20 protein-coding genes are annotated in these 18,164 nt (G+C 70.0%); 6 read left to right on the top strand and 14 right to left on the bottom strand.

Translation table 11 applies throughout. The annotated features are described in order from the left end of the window. Positions 1 to 14: 14 nt before the first annotated feature. The gene (locus MKK52_RS15835; RefSeq protein WP_243955425.1) at positions 15 to 1,112 is read left to right on the top strand and encodes an NAD(P)/FAD-dependent oxidoreductase; all 1,098 of its coding nucleotides are present in this window, start codon (positions 15 to 17) and stop codon (positions 1,110 to 1,112) included. A 4-nt stretch (positions 1,113 to 1,116) separates the two neighbouring features. On the opposite strand, the gene MKK52_RS15830 is transcribed toward MKK52_RS15835, so the two are convergent. From MKK52_RS15830 to MKK52_RS15810, 5 genes are all read right to left on the bottom strand, one after another. Continuing rightward, on the bottom strand, positions 1,117 to 1,833 hold the full coding sequence (locus MKK52_RS15830) for an LrgB family protein (RefSeq protein ID WP_409564689.1): 717 nt from the start codon (positions 1,831 to 1,833) through the stop codon (positions 1,117 to 1,119). A gap of 6 nt (positions 1,834 to 1,839) precedes the next feature. Then, positions 1,840 to 2,244 carry a CidA/LrgA family protein gene (locus MKK52_RS15825; protein ID WP_243955422.1) on the bottom strand — a complete coding sequence of 135 codons (405 nt, stop codon included), beginning with the start codon at positions 2,242 to 2,244 and terminating at the stop codon, positions 1,840 to 1,842. Continuing rightward, entirely contained in the window at positions 2,241 to 2,711 is a 471-nt protein-coding gene (locus tag MKK52_RS15820) for a TerB family tellurite resistance protein (RefSeq protein WP_243955420.1), read from the bottom strand. Before MKK52_RS15820 ends, MKK52_RS15825 begins: the two co-directional genes overlap by 4 nt. A gap of 111 nt (positions 2,712 to 2,822) precedes the next feature. Beyond that, positions 2,823 to 3,497, bottom strand: a complete 675-nt coding sequence (locus MKK52_RS15815) for a response regulator transcription factor (protein ID WP_243955418.1) — start codon at positions 3,495 to 3,497, stop codon at positions 2,823 to 2,825. Then, on the bottom strand, positions 3,494 to 4,879 hold the full coding sequence (locus tag MKK52_RS15810; RefSeq protein ID WP_243955416.1) for an ATP-binding protein: 1,386 nt from the start codon (positions 4,877 to 4,879) through the stop codon (positions 3,494 to 3,496). The genes MKK52_RS15815 and MKK52_RS15810 overlap by 4 nt, the downstream gene beginning before the upstream one ends. 334 nt (positions 4,880 to 5,213) lie before the next feature. Here MKK52_RS15810 and MKK52_RS15805 point away from each other — a divergent pair, with 334 nt between their 5' ends. After that, on the top strand, positions 5,214 to 6,119 hold the full coding sequence (locus MKK52_RS15805; protein ID WP_243955413.1) for a hypothetical protein: 906 nt from the start codon (positions 5,214 to 5,216) through the stop codon (positions 6,117 to 6,119). A 4-nt stretch (positions 6,120 to 6,123) separates the two neighbouring features. Here MKK52_RS15805 and MKK52_RS15800 read toward each other — a convergent pair whose 3' ends face one another. The 5 genes from MKK52_RS15800 to MKK52_RS15780 all read right to left on the bottom strand — a co-directional run bounded on the left by MKK52_RS15800 (position 6,124) and on the right by MKK52_RS15780 (position 10,106). Beyond that, on the bottom strand, positions 6,124 to 7,851 hold the full coding sequence (locus MKK52_RS15800; RefSeq protein ID WP_243955866.1) for a DEAD/DEAH box helicase: 1,728 nt from the start codon (positions 7,849 to 7,851) through the stop codon (positions 6,124 to 6,126). Positions 7,852 to 8,076: 225 nt separating this feature from the next. After that, positions 8,077 to 8,313, bottom strand: coding sequence for a DUF6894 family protein (locus tag MKK52_RS15795; RefSeq protein ID WP_243955411.1), 237 nt, complete (start codon positions 8,311 to 8,313; stop codon positions 8,077 to 8,079). Positions 8,314 to 8,457: 144 nt separating this feature from the next. Then, positions 8,458 to 8,688 carry a hypothetical protein gene (locus MKK52_RS15790; protein ID WP_243955409.1) on the bottom strand — a complete coding sequence of 77 codons (231 nt, stop codon included), beginning with the start codon at positions 8,686 to 8,688 and terminating at the stop codon, positions 8,458 to 8,460. 85 nt (positions 8,689 to 8,773) lie between these two features. Further along, complete coding sequence (locus MKK52_RS15785) at positions 8,774 to 9,436, bottom strand: FAD-binding oxidoreductase (protein WP_243955864.1); 663 nt, start codon at positions 9,434 to 9,436, stop codon at positions 8,774 to 8,776. A gap of 64 nt (positions 9,437 to 9,500) precedes the next feature. Then, on the bottom strand, positions 9,501 to 10,106 hold the full coding sequence (locus tag MKK52_RS15780; RefSeq protein ID WP_243955862.1) for a sulfite oxidase-like oxidoreductase: 606 nt from the start codon (positions 10,104 to 10,106) through the stop codon (positions 9,501 to 9,503). A 139-nt stretch (positions 10,107 to 10,245) separates the two neighbouring features. Here MKK52_RS15780 and MKK52_RS15775 point away from each other — a divergent pair, with 139 nt between their 5' ends. Then, positions 10,246 to 10,551: a hypothetical protein gene (locus tag MKK52_RS15775; protein WP_243955407.1), complete on the top strand. Its 306-nt coding sequence runs from the start codon at positions 10,246 to 10,248 to the stop codon at positions 10,549 to 10,551. Here the strand turns inward: MKK52_RS15775 and MKK52_RS15770 are convergent. The 3 genes from MKK52_RS15770 to MKK52_RS15760 all read right to left on the bottom strand — a co-directional run bounded on the left by MKK52_RS15770 (position 10,509) and on the right by MKK52_RS15760 (position 13,084). Further along, on the bottom strand, positions 10,509 to 11,465 hold the full coding sequence (locus MKK52_RS15770; RefSeq protein WP_243955405.1) for a DMT family transporter: 957 nt from the start codon (positions 11,463 to 11,465) through the stop codon (positions 10,509 to 10,511). The genes MKK52_RS15775 and MKK52_RS15770 overlap by 43 nt on opposite strands. Position 11,466: 1 nt before the next feature. Next, on the bottom strand, positions 11,467 to 11,742 hold the full coding sequence (gene infA / locus MKK52_RS15765) for a translation initiation factor IF-1 (protein WP_238250273.1): 276 nt from the start codon (positions 11,740 to 11,742) through the stop codon (positions 11,467 to 11,469). 220 nt (positions 11,743 to 11,962) lie between these two features. After that, positions 11,963 to 13,084, bottom strand: a complete 1,122-nt coding sequence (locus tag MKK52_RS15760; protein ID WP_243955403.1) for a branched-chain amino acid ABC transporter substrate-binding protein — start codon at positions 13,082 to 13,084, stop codon at positions 11,963 to 11,965. Positions 13,085 to 13,297: 213 nt separating this feature from the next. On the opposite strand from MKK52_RS15760, the gene MKK52_RS15755 reads away from it, so the two are divergent. The 3 genes from MKK52_RS15755 (at position 13,298) to MKK52_RS15745 (ending at position 17,746) form a co-directional block, all read left to right on the top strand. Then, on the top strand, positions 13,298 to 14,503 hold the full coding sequence (locus MKK52_RS15755) for an aromatic amino acid transaminase (RefSeq protein WP_243955401.1): 1,206 nt from the start codon (positions 13,298 to 13,300) through the stop codon (positions 14,501 to 14,503). Between the two features lie 118 nt (positions 14,504 to 14,621). Continuing rightward, complete coding sequence (locus tag MKK52_RS15750; protein ID WP_243955399.1) at positions 14,622 to 16,253, top strand: ABC1 kinase family protein; 1,632 nt, start codon at positions 14,622 to 14,624, stop codon at positions 16,251 to 16,253. 299 nt (positions 16,254 to 16,552) lie between these two features. Next, complete coding sequence (locus tag MKK52_RS15745; RefSeq protein ID WP_243955398.1) at positions 16,553 to 17,746, top strand: sensor histidine kinase; 1,194 nt, start codon at positions 16,553 to 16,555, stop codon at positions 17,744 to 17,746. Here MKK52_RS15745 and MKK52_RS15740 read toward each other — a convergent pair. Beyond that, the gene (locus MKK52_RS15740) at positions 17,743 to 18,072 is read right to left on the bottom strand and encodes an Hpt domain-containing protein (RefSeq protein ID WP_243955396.1); all 330 of its coding nucleotides are present in this window, start codon (positions 18,070 to 18,072) and stop codon (positions 17,743 to 17,745) included. The genes MKK52_RS15745 and MKK52_RS15740 overlap by 4 nt on opposite strands. Positions 18,073 to 18,164 lie beyond the last annotated feature (92 nt).

Genomic DNA, 18,164 nt, shown 5'->3' with positions numbered 1-18,164 from the left:
GAGAGGAACGTTTGATGGACGTGCTCGTCGTGGGGGCGGGGGTGGTCGGCCTCGCGGTCGGACGCGCGCTCGCGCTACGGGGTCATACCGTGATCGTGGCGGAGGTCGAGAAGGCGATCGGCACGGGCGTTTCCTCCCGCAGTTCGGAGGTGATCCATGCGGGGATGTATTACCCCACGAATTCCCTCCGAGCCCGGAACTGCGTCAAAGGGGCGCAACAGATTTACCACTTCTGCGAGAGGACGGGGGTGCCTCACCGCCGTTGCGGGAAGCTGATCGTCGCCTGCGACGCGGGCGAGGCGGACGCCATCGCGAACATCCACGCCAGGGGCGAGGCGAACGGCGTCGCCGGGCTCGAACTGCTCGATGCGGATCAGGCCAGGCGACTCGAACCGAACCTCGCCTGCACGCTGGCTCTGTACTCGCCGAACACCGGCATCATCGACAGCCACGCCTTCATGCTCGCGCTGCAGGGGGAGATCGAGGATCGCGGCGGCGCGCTCGCCCTGCGCACCCCGGTTCAGCGCCTCGCCCGCGAGGACGGGCAATGGCAGGCGAGCTTCGGCGGCGACGAACCGGACACGATGCCCTTCGACGCGGTGGTGAACGCGGCCGGCTTCGGCGCCCCCGCCATCGCCGCCCGAACGGAGGGCTACCCGGCGGCTTCGGTCCCGCACCTGCATCTCGCGCGGGGCAACTATTTCGGCTGCACCGGCAAGCCGGCCTTCACGCACCTGATCTATCCCGCGCCCCGCATCGACGGTGGGCTCGGCATCCACCTGACCCTCGACCTCAACGGCCGCGTGCGGTTCGGGCCGGACGTGGAATGGGTGGACGAGCCGGATTACCGCGTCGATCCCGCCCGCGCGGCCTCGTTCTACGAGGCGATCCGCCGGTACTGGCCCGCCCTGCCGGATGGGGCCCTGTTCCCGGATTACGCCGGCCTGCGCCCGAAGCTCACGGGGCCGGGCGAGGCGGCGGCCGATTTCCGCATTGAGGGACCGGCCGAGCACGGGCTTCCGAACCTCGTGCACCTGTTCGGCATCGAGAGCCCCGGCCTGACATCCAGCCTGTCCCTCGCCGAGGACGTGGCCAACCGGCTCGACGCCTGACGCCCTAGCTGAAGAGGTGCAGGGCCAGCGGCGCGAGGATCGCGGTCACGAAGGCGTTCAGGCCCATCGCGATCCCGGCGAAGGTCCCCGCGACCTCGCTGACCTGGAAGGCGCGGGCCGTGCCGATGCCGTGCGCGGCGAGCCCGGCCGCGAAGCCCCGCGCCCGCATGTCCGAGATCTTTAACGCCTCCATCATCGGCGTGACGAGGATCGCCCCGATGATGCCGGTGAGGATGACGAGGATTGCGGTGAGCGTCGGGTCGCCGCCGAGCGTCGCGGCGATGCCCATCGCCACGCCCGAGGTTACGGATTTCGGCGCCAGCGACACGAGGATCGGCTGCGGGATCGAGAACAGCCGCGCCAGCACGATCACGCAGACCAGCGTCGCGACCGAGCCTGCCGCCAGCGCGGCGAGCATCGGCACCAGGGCGCGTTTCACCGTCGCCCGGCGCTCGTAGAGCGGGAAGGCCAGCACCACCGTCGCCGGCCCGAGCAGGAAGTGCACGAACTGCGCGCCCTCGAAATAGGTCGGGTAGGGCGTGTCGGTGAGCGCCAGGACGACGGCCACGAACACCACCGCGACGAGCACCGGGTTCGCGAGCGGATGGCGCCCGGTCGCGGCGGCGATCCTGTCGGCGGCGACGTAGGCGGTGAGCGTTACTGTCAGCCACAGCAGCGGCGTGCGGGCGAGATACACCCACAGGGAGAAGTCGTTCCCCACCATGGCTTAGCCCTCGTCCTTGCGACCGCGCCGGTCGACCAGGGCCGAGACGCCCCGGAAGACGAGGACGGTGGTGAGCAGCGAGACGGCCGTCGAGACCAGAAGGATCACAGCAAGCTTCGCGCCCTGCGTCTTCAGGAGATCGAGCCGGCCGACGACGCCGACGCCCGCCGGCACGAACAGCAGCGAGAGGTTGGCGAGCAGCCCCTTGGCGATGGTCTCGAGCGTGCCGTCCACCAACGGCGGGGGCAGCAGGCGTGGGAGGGGACTGCGAGCGGAATCGCGTAGGAGCAGGAAGCCGAACATCAGCCCCATGCCGATCACCGGGCCGGGCACGGGCAGACCGAAACCCCGGGCGATGGCCTCGCCGCAGAGTTGCGCCAGCAGGATCAGCGCGAGGCTGGCGATCATTCGGCGGGGACGCCGGACAGGCCGCTGCGGCGGGCGGCGGCGATGCCCGCCTCATCGAAGCCGAGGAGACGGCCCAGGCGTTCCACCAGCGCCTCCTCGAACTCGTCCACCTTGCCGTCCGCTCCGGCAACCGACCACGCCATGGCGAGCAGCGCCTCGCGCTCGGCGCCGTTGGCTTCGTGCGGGATCATCTCCACGAGGCTCGCCACGTCCCGCACCTCGGTGTCCACGGCGGTCGCGCGGGCGATGAGGGCGTGGGCGGCGGCGGGCCCGTCAGCGTACCGGCCCTCCACGAGGCGGGCGAGGCGCTCGCTCTCGGCGGGGGCAAGGATACCGTCGACGCGGGCGACGTGGACGAGCAGGGCGGTCGCGGCCAGATGCGTGTCGTCGGCAGGATCGCGCGCCTCCGAGGCTCCGATCCCCAGGGCCTCCACCGCGTAGGCACGCAGGCGTGCGATCAGGGACATGTCCGCTCCGGGCCAAACGTGCATTGCAACATTCGGCCGCGCTTGGCGGAAATCAAGCAGGCGGGGACAGGTTGCGACGGGCCGTGGCCCGTTTGCATCGCCTGCGCGGGCTCAGCCCTGGCGCTGCGCGTGGGTGACGGCCACGTGGATCAGTTCGGCCAGGGTGCGCACGCCGAGCTTCTGCCGCATCTGCGAGCAGGAATTGGTGACGGTCTTATAGCTCACCGACAGGTCGGAGGCGATGGCACCGTAGGACCGGCCCTGCGCCAGACGGGCCAGGATCTGCTGCTCGCGCGGCGTCAATTGCAGTTCCGGGGTGCGGCGGGCATCCGCACGCAGCATCGCGACCTCGGTGGCGAGGCGGCGGTCGAGATAGACCTCCCCGATGCGGACCTTCTCGAAGGCGTCGTAGAGTTCGGCCGAGGCGTGATCCTTGAGGACGTAGCCGAGCGCCCCGGCTTCGAGGGCGCGGGCCACGATCACCGGATCGTTGTGCATGCTGAAGACGAGGATGCGCGTGTTCGGCGCCACCGCGCGGATGCGCCGGATCAGCCCCAGCCCGGCCAGCCCGCTGCCCTGGAAGGTGAGATCGCAGATGACGACCGGCGGCCGCAGGCGGTGGAAGATGCGGTAGCCGCCCACCACGGTCGTCGCCTCGGCGATGGTCTCGACACCGGCATCCTCAAGGACGCGTCGGCATCCCTGCAGGACGATGGGGTGGTCGTCGATCACGAGCACCGGGAGCCGAGTGGTGGCAGGCTCGATCTGAGAGGCGATGGCGTTCATACGCTTTGCGCGGAGATGAGTTCGTCGCCGGGCTCCGGGCTCCGCTCGGGCGGGATCGGAATGGCGATACGGACGATCGCCCCCGGGCCGATATTGTCAAGGGCGAAAGTCCCCTGGAGGGCTTCGACACGTTCGCGCATCCCCGACAACCCGAGGCCGATTCGGTGTTCGGTGGGGATGCCGGTGCCGTTGTCGCGGATCTCCACGTAGACCGTGCCGTCCCGCTCGGCGGCGGTGGCCTCGACGCGGGTTGCGCCGCCGTGGCGCACGGCGTTGGTGGCGCTCTCCTGCACGCACCGGAAGATGGTGAGGTCGAGGAGATCGCCGTAGCCCCGGGCGAGCCCGTCGAACTGGCCGACGAAGGCGATGCCGGGGTGCCGCTCGCCGAAGCCGCGCAGCAGCAGATCGAGGCAGGTCGGCAGCGGCGCCTGCCCGAGGCCGTGCGGACGCAGGCGGTTGAGAAGCGCGCGGTTCACCCCCTGCACCTGCCCCACGATGGTGCCGATCTCGGCCGCGCGGGCCGCAAGCTTGGTGCGGTCCACCTCCTTCGCCCCCGCTGCGATGCGGGCGATGGAGGCGGCGTTGGCCTCCAGGGCGAAGAGGCAGGGGCCGAAATCGTCGTGGAGTTCGAGCGCGGTGCGGCGGCGCTCGTCGTCCTGGGCGGTCAGGAGCTTCTGGTTCAGGCTGGCGTTGGCCGAGCGCGTCTGCGCCAGCGCCCCGGCCACCTTGTTGAACCGCTCTGAGATGACGGCCAGTTCAGGCGTGCCCGGCGGTGCGAGGCGGGCGGTGTAATCGTGGTGTTCGAGCTGCGTCAGCGCTTCGCCGAGGCGGCGCAGCGGCGCGAGAATGCGTGCCAGGGCAAGATAGAGCGCCACCAGCATCGCAAGGTTGACGGCGAAGGTCGTGAGCGAGAGGGCACGGACGTAGCCCCAGATCTCCTCGATCTCGTCCATGGGCTGCGTCGTGATCTGCGCCGTGCCGAGCACGCGACCGCCGACCGCGATGGGCAGGCTGTGCCGCTCGATGGGCGGCATGATCATCCGCGCGAACCACGCGGGCGCCTCGCGCTCGATCCGCTTGGCGGGCCCCACGGGCCCGACACGCTGACCCTGCGCGTCGAGCACGGCCACGCGAACGTGCCGAAGCACCCGGAACCGCAGGTCGAGGGCCTGAAGCAACGCTTCCGGCGAGGAGGTATCCGAGAGGCGGATCGTGTCCGCGACCAGCGATTCCACCGTCGCGAGGGAGGCGCGGGTCTCGACCCGCACCGCCGTGCGGGCGTTCAGCACCACCACCGCGCAGGAGGTGACGGCGGCGAGCAGGTCGATGAGCAGTACCACCGCGATGAGCCGCGTCCGCGTCGACCAGCCGGACCAGGGCATGGACCTCGCCCGGGCGGGCCGGTGCGGCGGCAGCAGGTTCGGGCGCGTATCCACGGTGTGACGAAGCCCGTTCAAGGGGAGCAGAGGGTGAGGTCCTGAAGGACGGCTCGACTACTATTCCTTAAGCGAAACGTCGTAAATCCTGTGGATGACTTCGACGCGACCGGACTCGATTAGACACGACACAGGGTTGTCGCGCGGCGACATCATTGTGCCGTATTGCGAGCCATCAATCGGTGAGCTTGCCGATAGCCGGCGGGCGCATCGGGCCGGACCGGCCGAATCCGGGCGTTCCGATGGCGACCGTCGCGCATCAGGTCCGAGATCGCAACCGATGTCCGAGTTATCACTAGACACGTCGGAGCGGCGCACCGCCCGTGCCGCCGCCGTGCCGCAGGGTCAACGCTCGCTCGCGCGGCCGCTGCTCCTCAGCGTCGCCGGCGCGGCCGTGCTGTCCGCCTTCGCCGTGGCTGCGTCTTCCGTCATGGCGGGGCTCGTCACGCCGATCCCGCGGCTCACGCAGCCGCCGGCCATCGGCCAGGGCCTCGCGTCGAGCTGGCCCGACCTGAAGGACGGCCTGCCCGCCCGGGCCGGCGAACCCGTGAAGATCACCGAGAGCAAGGCCGAGGCGCCGAAGGCCGCGCCCGGTCCGCGCATGGCTGCCTTCTCCACCGACCCGCAGGCCTTCGACGGCGGCACGCCCACTTTGCCGACGCCGCAGCCGAAACCCGTCGCCCAGCGCCCGGCGCCGGTGAAGCCGACCGAGCGCATCCCGGTGCCGACCGAGGTGGCCGTTCAAGCGAATGTGCCCGCCGCCCGGATCGTCACGCCGAGCCGCACCGTCGCGGCCCTCGCGCCCCGCCCCTCGGAGACGGTGCGGGCGCGCGACGAGGCCGTGCAGGTGGCGGAAGAGCCGCCCAAGGCCGCGCCGCCGAAGCCCGTTGCCGTGGCGACGCCCGCACCGGCCAAGCCGAAGCCGGCCCCGGTGGCGACGGCCAAACCCACGCACGAGCCGGTGAAGGCCGCGAAGGCCGAGACGCCCAAGCCAACTGTGAAGGCGGCCGCCGCCAAGCCTGCCCCCGCCATCGCCAAGCCGGCCGTGACGCAGACCGCCTCGGCGGAAGCCGATTCGGATGAGACCGAGATTTTGGGCGTGAAGCTGCCCTCGCTTGCGCCCACCGGGCGCAAGATCAAGGACAGCGTGAGCGCGCTGGGCGACGCCGTCCGCAGCGCGTTCTAGGGGCTCAGCCCCGCTGCTGGGGCTTGAAGCCGCCCTTGCCGGCATTGCGGCGGTGGCGGTCGGCGCGGGGCGAGCCCGGCCCCTTGCCGCCGGGCGGTCCCTTGCGGGGCGCCGGGGCGAATTCCGCCGGCAGCGCCTCGACCTGGATTTCCGGCGACCCGTTCCGCGCGAAGGCTTCCGCGAAGCGCGAGGCGGCGTGGCCGCGCACCTCGAACTTGGTCTCCCGATCGAAGATGCGGATCGCGCCGATCTCCTGACGGTCGAGCCCGCCGCGACGGGTCAGCAGCGGCAGCAGGCGGCGCGGGTCGGCGTTGTCGCGCCGGCCGAGGTTCAGGCGGAACCACACCGCCGGGCCCATCGACGCGATCATTTCCGGGTTCATCGGATCATAAGGCGGACGCTCCGCGCGGGCACGCCCCTCGCCGGGGTCCGTGACCTCCTCCGGCGCCGGCAGCCGCGTGCGGTAGATGCGGGCGACGATGTTGGCCAGCTCCTCCGGGCTCTTATGGGTGAGGAGCATCTGGGCCATCACCGAATCGTCCTCGGCGGCTGGCTCGGCGATCAGCGTATCGCTGAGCATCCGCTCGGCATCGAGGCCACGGATCGTGTCGGCCGAAGGCGGGCCGCACCATTCCGGCTGCACCTTCGCCATGGCGAGCATCTGCTCGGCCCGGCGGCGGCGGGCGTTCGGCACCAGCAGCACCGAGGTGCCCTTGCGCCCGGCCCGGCCGGTGCGGCCGCTGCGGTGCTGCAGGGTCTCGGCGTCATGCGGCAGGTCGGCGTGGATGACGAGGCTGAGCGAGGGCAGATCGATGCCGCGCGCCGCCACGTCGGTGGCCACGCAGACCCGCACCCGGCCGTCGCGTAGGGCCTGGAGGGCGGCGTTGCGCTCGCCCTGACCCATCTCGCCCGAGAGACCGACCACGGAGAAGCCGCGCTCGGTCAGGTTCGCCTGGAGGTGGCGCACCGCGTTGCGGGTGTTGCAGAATACGATGGCCGTGGGGGCATCGGCCTCGCGCAGGAGGTTGAGGACGACGTGCTCGATCTCACGCGGCACCACCCGCACCGCCTTGTAGGCGATGTCGGCGTGGCCGCGCGTCTCGCTCTTCACGGCGAGCCGCAGGGCGTCGCGCTGGTAGCGCTCGGCCAGGGCCTCGATGCCCTTCGGCAGCGTCGCGGAGAACAGGTAGGTCGAACGCTCCTGCGGCGTCGCCGAGAGGATGAACTCGATGTCCTCGCGGAAGCCGAGATCGAGCATCTCGTCGGCCTCGTCGAGGACGACGGCCCGCAGGGTGGAAAGGTTGAGGGAGCGGCGTTCCAGGTGGTCGCGCAAGCGGCCCGGCGTGCCGACGACGATCTGCGAGCCCTCAGCGAGGCGACGGGCCTCGCGACGGGGATCCATGCCGCCGACGCAGGCGGTGACGCGGCCATGCGCGGCGCCGTAGAGCCATTCGAGCTCCCGCTGCACCTGCAGCGCGAGTTCGCGGGTGGGGGCGATCACCAGGGCGAGCGGCGCGGCCGGGGCCGGCATGGTCTCGTCCTCGCCGACGAGCATGTCGGCCATGGCGAGGCCGTAGGCGACGGTCTTGCCGGAGCCGGTCTGGGCGGAGACGAGAAGGTCGCGACCGCCGCCGGCGGCGTCGAGCACAGCCGCCTGGACGGGGGTGGGCTCGGCATAGCCGCGCTCGGCCAGGGCCCGCGAGAGGGGAGCGGGCAAGTTCGGGAAGGGCACTTCGGTCAGGCTTTCGGTAAGGCGCCGTCCGCCGGGGCAAAGCCCAGTCGGCATCGAACGGCGCGGTATCATCAGGACAGACACGCGGCGCTCATGGCCCGCGCGGGACGCTTGAGAGCGTCCATCCGAAGGCCGCCCGTTTTTGTCCGAGGCACGCATGGTAACGGTTGCGGGGCGGGCTGACCACTCCACCCCGGGCATGAGGGGCCTGCTTGCGCGTGCGGACTATTCCGAGGGCTCGGGGTCCAGGGACATGCGCATCCGCAAACGGACGGTACCGTCCTCCGTCCGCACGGCCAGCACGTAATCCTGCCGCTCCGGCCCCTCGGCGATTCCCTGCGCGATCCGCGTCATGATCCGCGCGGCCTGGGCGCGGGCGGCATCGAGATCGGGAAGATCGAACCCCTCCTTGTCGCGGACGAGGTTGCTGCCGTCATGGAGGTCGATGAAGAAGCGGGGCACTGCACGGATCGGGTCCAACCGGTGGACCCTACGTATGCGCCTCCGTTGTTTCTACGCAGTTACCGAGCCGGCAATGTTCGCAGCTGGATCGACGCAGGGCGGCGGTCCTCGGGACCGCCGCTGTTTCATTCGCGCAGATCGACCTCAGTAAGCTCGGCCAAAATACGGCTGAGACACCGGGCGGTAGCGCTCGGAGACCGGCCAAGTATAAGGCCGCGCCGTGCCGGAAACTTGCGTGTTGGCCTGATAGGCGGGCTTGAACCCGTTGAGGGTCGTGGTGTGACCCTGCTTCTTGGGGGCCGCCGCGTCCCTGGCGGCGACCGTGCCGGTCAAACCGCCGACGGCCAGGGTGACGAGGGCAAGGCGAGACAACATCCCAGGCATCGAGACCTCCAACGACGGCGTGACTGCCGGCTGGAATCGAACGGTCACGCCGACGCCCGGTTCCGCGCCTCGCGGCTCAGGCGCCGAACCGCTCCGTGCGGATGATCGTGGCCGGGACTCCCGCCGCCATGATCAGGTCGGCGGCCGGGCTGACGAAGCGGTTCGAGCCGCAGAGGAACACCTTGGTGGGGGAGCCGATGCTCGCGAGGGCCGCCTGCACCAGGGCGGCATCGATCCGCCGCCCCTCGCCCTCCCGCGTGGTGCGGAGGAACAGCGAGAAGTTCGGCTCGGCGCGGTGGCGGGCTTCCAGCTCTTCGAGGGCGATGGCCTCGGCGCGGCTGCGCACCGAATAGATCAGCGCTGCCGGAATTGCCGGCGCCACCTCGGCCCGCCGCCGCAGCATGGCGAGGAGCGGCACCACGCCCGAACCGCCGCCGGCAAGCAACAGCGGCCCGCCATCCGGCCCGTCCCAGGAGAACGATCCGCCAATGGGCCCGCGCAGTTCGAGCCGGTCCCCCACCTCGGCGGACTCAAAAAACCAGCCGGAGACCTCGCCGCCAGGTAGACCCTCGACGAGCAGTTCGAGGGTCCCGCTGTCATCCGGCACCGAGGCGACGGAATAGCTGCGGCTCGCCCGGTAGCCGTCCGGGGCGGTGAGGCGCACATCGACATGCTGCCCCGCCCGCTGCCGACCGGCGAGGGCACAGCGCAGGCGCACGCTCTTCACATGGGGCGTCATCACCGTGACGGAGGCGACCTCCGCCTCGTGCCAGCGGAAAACGATGGGCTCGGCCGTCGCCGGCTCAATCTCCGATGTACCGCTGCTCACGCCAAGGGTCCCCGTACATGTGATAGCCGCGCAGTTCCCAGTAGCCGGCGGTGTCGGTGTTGGTGAAGCGCAGGCCCTTCAGCCATTTGGCGCTCTTCCAGAAATACAGGTGCGGCACGAACAGGCGCGCCGGGCCGCCATGGTCGGCATGGATCGGCTCGCCAGCGTAGCGCGTGGCGATCATCGCCTTGCCGTTGAGGAGATCCACGACCGGCACGTTGGTGGTGTAGTCGTCGAAGGATTCGGCCAGCAGGTAGGCGGTCGGCGCGGAGATGTTCGCATCGGCCAGGAGGTCGTCGATGGTGACGCCCTCCCACTGCGTGTCGAACTTCGACCACTTGGTCACGCAGTGGATGTCCCCGTGCCACTTCGTGCGCGGCAGGGCATCCAGCTCCTCCCAGCGATACGCCTTGATGGGCCGGGACCCCTCGCGCAACGTGAAGCGCCAGGTGGACATATCGATCACCGGGTTCGGCCCGATCTGCAGGATCGGGAAATCCTGCGTCAGGTACTGGCCCGGCGGAAGCCGCGCTCCGGTCTCCGGAGATTGCCGTCGCCCGACGAAGCCGCGTGTCACCATGCCGGTTTCCTCACCCATGGCCCGGTTTCGAACGCGAAATGCCGTCCGTCAAGCGCCGTGACTTCGCCGAATAATCGCCCGAAAGCGCATGTGAGATAGGCTCAACGTCGAAAGGCGTAGACTCATCACAGGAACGGACATGCGGACGACCTTCGCGACCGCCGCGCTACTGGCCGGCGTCATCACCCTCACCCCGGCCGCACAGGCGCGGGACGGCATCGGCCCGGCGGGCGCTGCGGCGCTCGGCGCCATCGGCGGCCTCGCGGTCGGCAGCGCCATCGCCGGCTCGGCCAACAACGGCTACTACCCCGGCCGTCCCGTCTACCGGGCCCCGCCCCCGGTCTACGTGGAAGAGGATTACGGCCCGGTCTGCCATTTCGAGCGTCGCCGCTACGTCGATGCCTATGGCGACGTGCTGTTCCGCCGCGTCCGCGTCTGCGAGTAAGCCGGCTCCGGCACGGGCTGCGGCTTGAAGCGCTCGGCGCAGGCGATCCCGCCGAGCACGAGGGCTAGGGCCGCCGCCTGGACGGGACCGAAGGGCTCGCCGATCACTAGGACGGCGAGCCCCGCCCCGAAGATCGGGACGAGGTTCACGAAGAGCCCCGCGCGGTTGGGGCCGATCAGTTCGACCCCGCGCATGAAGCAGAGCTGCGACAGCAGCGAGGGCCCGAGGCCGACGAAGGCGACCATCGCCCAGCCCTCGTGGCTCGGCCAGACGGCGTGGCCCGTGGCCATTTCCACCGCGAGCGGCGGCAGGGACGTCACGAAGGCCGCGACGGCCATGGCGCCGAAGAAGCCCAGCGCCGACACCTTCGGCCGCATCGGCAGCACTACCGTATAGCCGGCGTAGAGCAGGCAGGCCCCGAACACGAGCACGTCGCCCCGGTTGAAGGCGAGGTTCGTGAGCACGGAGAGATCGCCATGGCTCGCGGCCATCGCCGCGCCCGCCAGGGTGAGCACCACCCCGACCGCCTGCCCCCCGCCCACCGGCACGCCGTAGGCAATGCGGTTGGCCAGGATGACGATGACCGGGATCGAGCCCTGGAACAGGGCGAGGTTGACCGCGCCCGTATAGGTGCCGGCCGCGTAGAACAGGCAATTGAAGGCGGTGTAGCCGAGCCCGCCCATGAGCAGGATGCGCAGCCAGTGACGCCGCAGGATCGGCCATTCGGCCAGGATGCGCGGGCCCGCGAACGGCATCAGCACCGTGCAGGCCACGAGCCAGCGCAGGGTCGTGATGACCTGCGGCGACACATGGCCCGGGGCCCACCGGCTGGTGACGGCATTGCCCGCCCAGAGCAGCGCGGTGAGCGTCAGGAGGGGGTAAGCCGCGGCGGCGGCGCCGCCCGGCTTTGTCACCTCAGCGGCGACGGAACTGACCGCCGCGCACCGGCGGACGGGGACCGGAAGCGCGCTCGTCCTTGTGACGGAACACGAGACGGCCCTTCTCCAGATCGTAGGGCGACATCTCGACCGTCACCCGGTCGCCGGCCAGCGTCTTGATGCGGTTCTTCTTCATCTTGCCGGCCGTGTAGGCGACGATCTCGTGGCCCTGGTCCAGCTGCACCCGGTAGCGGGCATCGGGAAGGATCTCGATCACGAGACCGTCGAACTGCATCAACTCTTCTTTGGCCATACACCTTCTCCAGTCGGACCGTCCGGCAGCAGGCGTTCCGGCAAAACAGCGTTCGACAACCCGTGTCGTCTGAAAAACGCCGGAGCACGACGGTCCGATCCGAAAGGGGGGATCACTTCTGCCCGGCGGCGAAGCACGGATTTAGTCGCCATGGAACACAGCCGCAAGTCGGCTGCGACGATCCCGGTGCCGCAATACAATCCGTTTTCACCATTCTTCGTTAGGAGGGCGGCTCTTGCCCGGCATAATCGAGCCGCCCGTCCGGCGTGCGGCGCCAGACGCGCAGCAACACCATCCCGCCCGCCGGATCGCCCCGCCCGTCGAAGGAAAGATCGCCGAGGACCGTCTTGTACTTGCCCATGCGCAGGGCGTCGGCGAGCTTGTGTCCGTTGACCTTGCCCTTCGCATCGGCCGCCTGCCCTCTGTCGAGGGCCTGGGCGAGGAGCTGCACGGCGGCATAGGCGCCGGCTGCCGCCGAGTCCGCCTCCGGCGTGCGGGGCGCCGCCTTGCCGGCCTTGAGGTCGGGCAGGCGCGGCGGGTCCGGGGGCAGCGTCATCACGGTGCCCTCCCCCGCCGACCCGCTCGCGGCGAAGGCCGGGGTGAGGATGCCGTCGCTGGCGATGAGCGGCGCCGCGAGATGAGCCTCCCGCATGGCCCGCACCAGGGTCGCCGCGTCTGCGCCCGTGCCCCCGAAATACACCGCCGCCACCTTGGCCGCCGCGAGGCGCCTCACCAGCGCCGAGAGATCGCGGTTGCCGCGCTCGATCCCCTCGAAGGCCGCTTCGTGCTGGTTGAGGTCGTGCAGCCGCGCGGCGACCGCGTCGGCGAGGCCGCGCCCAAACGTCGTGCGGTCGTTGAGGATGGCGATGGGTTTCCCGGCATAGACCCGGGCGAGATAGTCGGCGGCGGCACGGGCCTGCTGCGGATCGCTCGGGCCGAGGCGGAACAGGTTCCACAAACCCCGCCCCGTCAGCGGCCCATAGGTGACGCCCGGCGCCACGAGGACCGTGCCGGCCCGCTCGTAGACCGGCGCCGCCTTCGCCACGGCGGCGGATTCGAACGGGCCGACCACCGCGTCGATCCCGTCGGCCACGAACCGCGTGGCGACGGCGGCAGCCTGTTTCGGATCTCCGCCATCGTCGGCGGCGGTGAGGGCGAAGCGACGCCCGCCCGCGCGGTTGAGATCGGCCACCGCCTGCTCGGCGCCCGCGCGCAGGCCCTGCCTGAAGCCGACATCCGGCCCCGAGAGCGGCGCGGACAGGCCGATCCGAACCGGTGGCGAGACCTGCGCGGCGGCGGGCAGCGTCGCGAGGAAGCACAGGGCCAGGGCGAGGGCTCTCATGGTCCGGGGCGGCCTCGGCGGATACAAACTTGCGCGAGTATACGCAGCCTCACCTACGCGCGGCGATAGTCGTCACGGATTTTCGACCAGCCCTGCGTGCAGACAGGGTCGCGGTCCCGCGCGATCTGCGCGATAAGGCGTCCCGATCCGCAGTACCGCGGCGGCGAAGCATCGTCCCCGGCGGGTCGCCTCAGCCGTTTCGGGACCAATTCCATGACCTCGTTGTTCGCTGGCATCCAGGATGCGCCGCTCGACCCCATCATGCGCCTGTTCGAGGCGTTCAATGCCGACACCCGTCCGGGCAAGCTGAATCTCGCCATCGGCGTCTACACCGACGCGGAGGGCAAGGTGCCGCGCCTGCGGGCGGTGCAGGAGGCCGAGAAGCGCTGGATCGAGAAGGGCCTGCCGAAGACCTACCGGCCCATCGAAGGCACGAAGCCGTTCCGGGACGCGGTGCAGGCGCTGCTGTTCGGCGAGGGCGCGGCGATCCTCAAGGCGAATCGGGCCGCGACGCTCCAGAGCGTCGGCGGGACGGGCGCCCTGAAGATCGGCGCCGACGTACTCGCCAAGCTGAAGCCCGGCGCGACCGTCGCCGTCAGCGACCCGACCTGGGAGAACCACCGCGCCCTGTTCACCCAGGCCGGCTTCACCGTGGTGGACTACCCCTACTTCAACAATGAGACCGGCGGTGCCGATTACCCGGCCATGCGCGCGGCCCTCGAGACGATGCCGGCCGGCTCCATCGTCGTGCTGCATGCCTGCTGCCACAACCCGACCGGCGCCGACCTGACGGACGAGGAATGGGCGGACCTCGTGCCGCTGATGCAGAAGCGCGGGCTCATCCCCTTCCTCGACATCGCCTACCAGGGCTTCGGCCTGGGCCTCGACGCGGATGCCGGGCCGGTGCGCCGCTTTGCCGAATCGGGCCAGGAGTTCTTCGTCGCCTCGTCGTTCTCGAAGTCGTTCTCGCTCTACGGTGAGCGCGTCGGCGCCCTGACGATCGTCGCGGCCGATCCGGCCATGCGCGCCAAGGTCGAGGCCCTGGCCAAGCGGCTGGTGCGGTGGAGCTACTCCAACCCGGTGACGCACGGCGCCGCCATCGTCGAGATCGTGCTGACCGATCCGGCGCTCCGGGCCGATTGGGAGAAGGAGCTCGGCCAGATGCGCGAGCGCATCCAGGAGATGCGGGTGCGCATGGCCGACAGCCTGCACCAGCGCCACCCCGACCGGGGCTTCGAGGCGATCAAGGTGCAGAAGGGCATGTTCTCGTATACCGGCCTCAGCCCCGACGAGGCCGTCCGCCTGCGCGAGCAGCACGAGGTCTACGCCCTTGAGACCGGCCGCGTCTGCGTCGCCGCTTTGAACACCCACAACATCGACCGCGTGCTCGACGCCATCGACGGCGCCGTGCAGGGCTGAACCGCCACGCCGGCATCGCCCTGCGGCGATGCCGGCAGCGGATCTGCGTAAGTAGGTCCCAAAAAAGTCCTTAAGATCGGGCTGCGGTGAAGCCCCATTCAGGAATGCCGCCAGCCTCATGCTCAAAACCGCCTTCGTTGCCGCACGCGACCGCCAGCGGCTGTCGGAGATTGCCTCGATCCTGATCGGTTTCGGCGTCACCCGCGTCGTGGACCGTCTCGGGCTGCGTGCGCTTCCGCTGCTGCCGCGCCGCCAGCCACGCGTCGACGTCACCCGCCTCTCCGAGCCCGAGCGGATGCGCCGGGCCATCGAGGCGCTGGGGCCGACCTTCATCAAGTTCGGCCAGATCCTCGCGAGCCGGCCCGATCTGCTCTCCCCCGCATGGACGGAGGAGTTGCAGAAGCTGCACAGCCAGGTCCCTCCCGTGCCGTGGGAGCAGATCAAGGATCAGTTGGAGCAGGACCTCGGCGGCCCGGCGGCGGAGATCTTCGCCGAGTTCAACATCGAACCCCTCGCCTCGGCCTCCATCGCCCAAGTCTACCGGGCGCGGCTGCATTCGGGCGAGGACGTCATCGTCAAGGTGGTGCGGCCGAACCTGCGCAAGATCATCGAGGCCGACCTGCGGCTGATGGCGCACGGCGCCCGCATCGTGGAGGCGGAGTGGCCGGACATGGCCCGCTACCAACCCCGCGAGCAGATGCGCCACCTCGCCGACGGCCTGAACGGCGAGCTGGACCTCCTCAACGAGGCCCGGAACTGCGAACAGCTCGCGCAGATCTTCGAGGGGCGCGACGACATCGTGTTCCCGCGCATCCACTGGGAGTATTGCTCCGAGCGGGTGCTGGTGCAGGATTTCATCCACGGCATCCCGCCCAACGACGAGGCCGCCCTGGCGGCGGCGGGCATCGACAAGAAGATGCTCGCTCAGAAGGGCACCGACGCCTTCCTGCAGATGGCCCTGATCGAGGGGCAGTTCCACGCCGACCCGCACCCCGGCAACATGCTGGCGATGGCGGGCAACCGCATCGGCTTCATCGATTTCGGCATCATCGGCCGCCTGTCGCAACGGCGGCGCAACCAGTTGCTGGTGCTGATCGGCGCCATGCTGAAGCAGGACGCGGACGGCCTGATGGCCGTGCTGCTCGACTGGACCGGCACCAGCAACCCCGACCTCACCAAGCTCCAGGTCTCGGCCCAGGCCTTCGTGGAAAGCCACTCCACGATCCCACTGAACCTCGGGCTTGTCCTTACAGACTTCATGAACATGGCCCGCGAGAACGACCTCGCGATGCCGACCGACCTTGCGATCCTGTTCAAGGGTCTCGTGACGGCGGACGGCGTGATGCGCCACCTCGATCCGAACTTCGACCTCTTCGCCGCCGCCGCGCCGACGGTGCGGGCGAGCATGCGCTCGCAATTCTCCCTCGACGGGCTGAAGCAGAAGGCCGAGGCCCTCGGCGCGGGCCTCTACGGCGCCGCCTCAGAGCTGCCGACGCTCATCCACCTGATGCTGGTGCGGCTGAAGCAGGGTCGCGTCACCGTCGAGATCGAGATCAAGGGCCTCGACAAGGTCACGCGTGGGATCGAGCGCGCCGCCGCCCGCGTCGCGGTGGCCCTTGTGGTCGCGGCCTTCGCTACTCAGCTCGCCCCCCGGCTCATCGACCTCGGGACTCCGGTTTTTGTGTCAATCGGACTCGTCGTATTTATTCTCGGTATCGGGTGGTTGGTATTGCTTATGCGAAAACGCTGAACGTCTAATCGAATACAATTTTCGGGATTCGTCGCTTTTGTCGCAAGCGAACTGACACAGTCTTCGCTTGCGGCAGCTTGGCCGCATGATACGGTCGAGCACCCCTCGAATCGCGTGGTTGCGGGCGGGGGCGGCGACATAGAAGCGGGCCCAGTCCGCCAACGCCGTCTTCGCTCCGATCTGACCGTCGCCGACCGCGCCTTCGCAGGGCTCGAGCCCCGTGACGGGGCCTCCGGTTGGGGTACGGCGGGGGCGCTGCGATGGATCTGCTTGTTGCGTTGACTGACCTGGAACCGGTCGTGGTCCGCCGCGAAGATCTCGAGGCGGAGAACGCGCGGCTGCGGCTTCTGCTGAGTCAGGCGACGGAACTCGCCGACAGCGAGATTCGCCGCAACGCCCGCCTCAACCGCATGGTCGAGAGCGGTCGGATCGCCGCCGAGCACAGCGCCACCCGCCTCGCCAGCGCCGAGGAACTGAACGCGAAGCTCCAGGCTAGCGAGGAATTCAACCGGCGCCTGTTGTGGACCACGAACGATTTCGTGGCGGTGCTCGATCTCGACGGTCGCCTGATCACGCTCAGCGAAAACGGCCCCTCGATCCTCGGCCTCGTCAGCGCGGCGGGGGCGCTCGGTCAGCTGTGGGTCGATTTCTGGATCTGCCCCGACAGCCGCAACGCCGTGCTCTCCGGCCTGCACTCGGCCCGGCTCGGCCGCGCCAACCGGTTCCAGGCGGAACTGGAGGTGCGCGGGATCTCGACGTGGTGGGACATCGCGGTGACGTCGATCCACGGGGCCGACGAGCGGCCGGAGCGGATCCTGGCGGTCGCCCGCGACATCACGGAGTTGAAGACCACCGAGGCGCGGCAGACCCTGCTGATGCAGGAACTCGCTCACCGCATGAAGAACACGCTGGCGCTGGTGCAGGCGGTGGCGGCGCAGACCCTGCGCAACGCCGTCTCCCTCGAAACCGCCTCGGATTCGCTCTCCGCGCGGCTTCTCGCGCTGGCGCAGGCGCATGACGTTCTGGTGCAGGGCTCCTTCGCCAGCGCCTCGCTCTCGGCCCTCGTCGGCACGGCCGTAACGCTCCATGGCGACGGCGTGCCGGGCCGCTTCCGCGTCGAGGGGCCGGACGTGACGCTGAACGCTCACCAGGGCATGACGCTGGCGCTGATGCTGCACGAACTCGGCACCAACGCCACGAAGTACGGCTCGCTCTCCACCCCCGCCGGCCATGTCGCGGTGACGTGGCACGTGGTCGAGGCCCGGCCCGAGGGCGATCCGGTCCTGTGCTTCCGCTGGGAGGAGATCGGCGGGCCGCCGGTCGCGCCCCCGACGCGCACCGGCTTCGGCACGCGGCTGATCGCCCGCAGCCTCGCCCACAGCTTCGGCGGCGCAGTCACGCTGGATTACCCCGCGAGCGGGGCGGTGCTCACCTTCGAGAGCCCCCTGCCGCCCCTGCCCGCCGAGGCCCAGATCTTCCAGCGGGCGAGCTAGGCGAGGCTGTTCTCCGAGAGGGCGCCGAGGGTGGCGTCACGCAGGCGCCGCGCTTCGGCGAGGGGCGCGGTGATACCATCGCCCGCCTTCGCCTCGCGCTCGAGGGTGCGGCAGGCGGCGCTGAAGGCGTCGCAGCCGAGCATGCCGGACATCGAGACCAGGGTGTGCGCCTCGCGCCCGATCTCGACGGTCGGGCGCTCGACCTCCGGGAAGGCGTCGGCCAGGGCCTGAGAGAAGCGGGCGATCAGCTTCTCCAATCGCTCCCGCCCGATCACGTCACCGAGTTCGGAGAGCGTGCTCGCATTGACGAGGGCGGGCGTGGACAATGGCACTGTCCCTTTTCATACATCGGTTGACTTTGCAGGTCACAGGATGCCCCGCTGACCGTCATCATCCAACCCCTCCGGGCCCCATCGGT

The sequence above is a fragment of the Methylobacterium sp. J-067 genome (genome assembly GCF_022829465.1).
Taxonomy (GTDB): Bacteria; Pseudomonadota; Alphaproteobacteria; order Rhizobiales; family Beijerinckiaceae; genus Methylobacterium; species Methylobacterium litchii.
The sequence above is the reverse complement of the archived record's forward strand: the minus strand, read 5'-3'. Positions and strand labels throughout refer to the sequence as shown.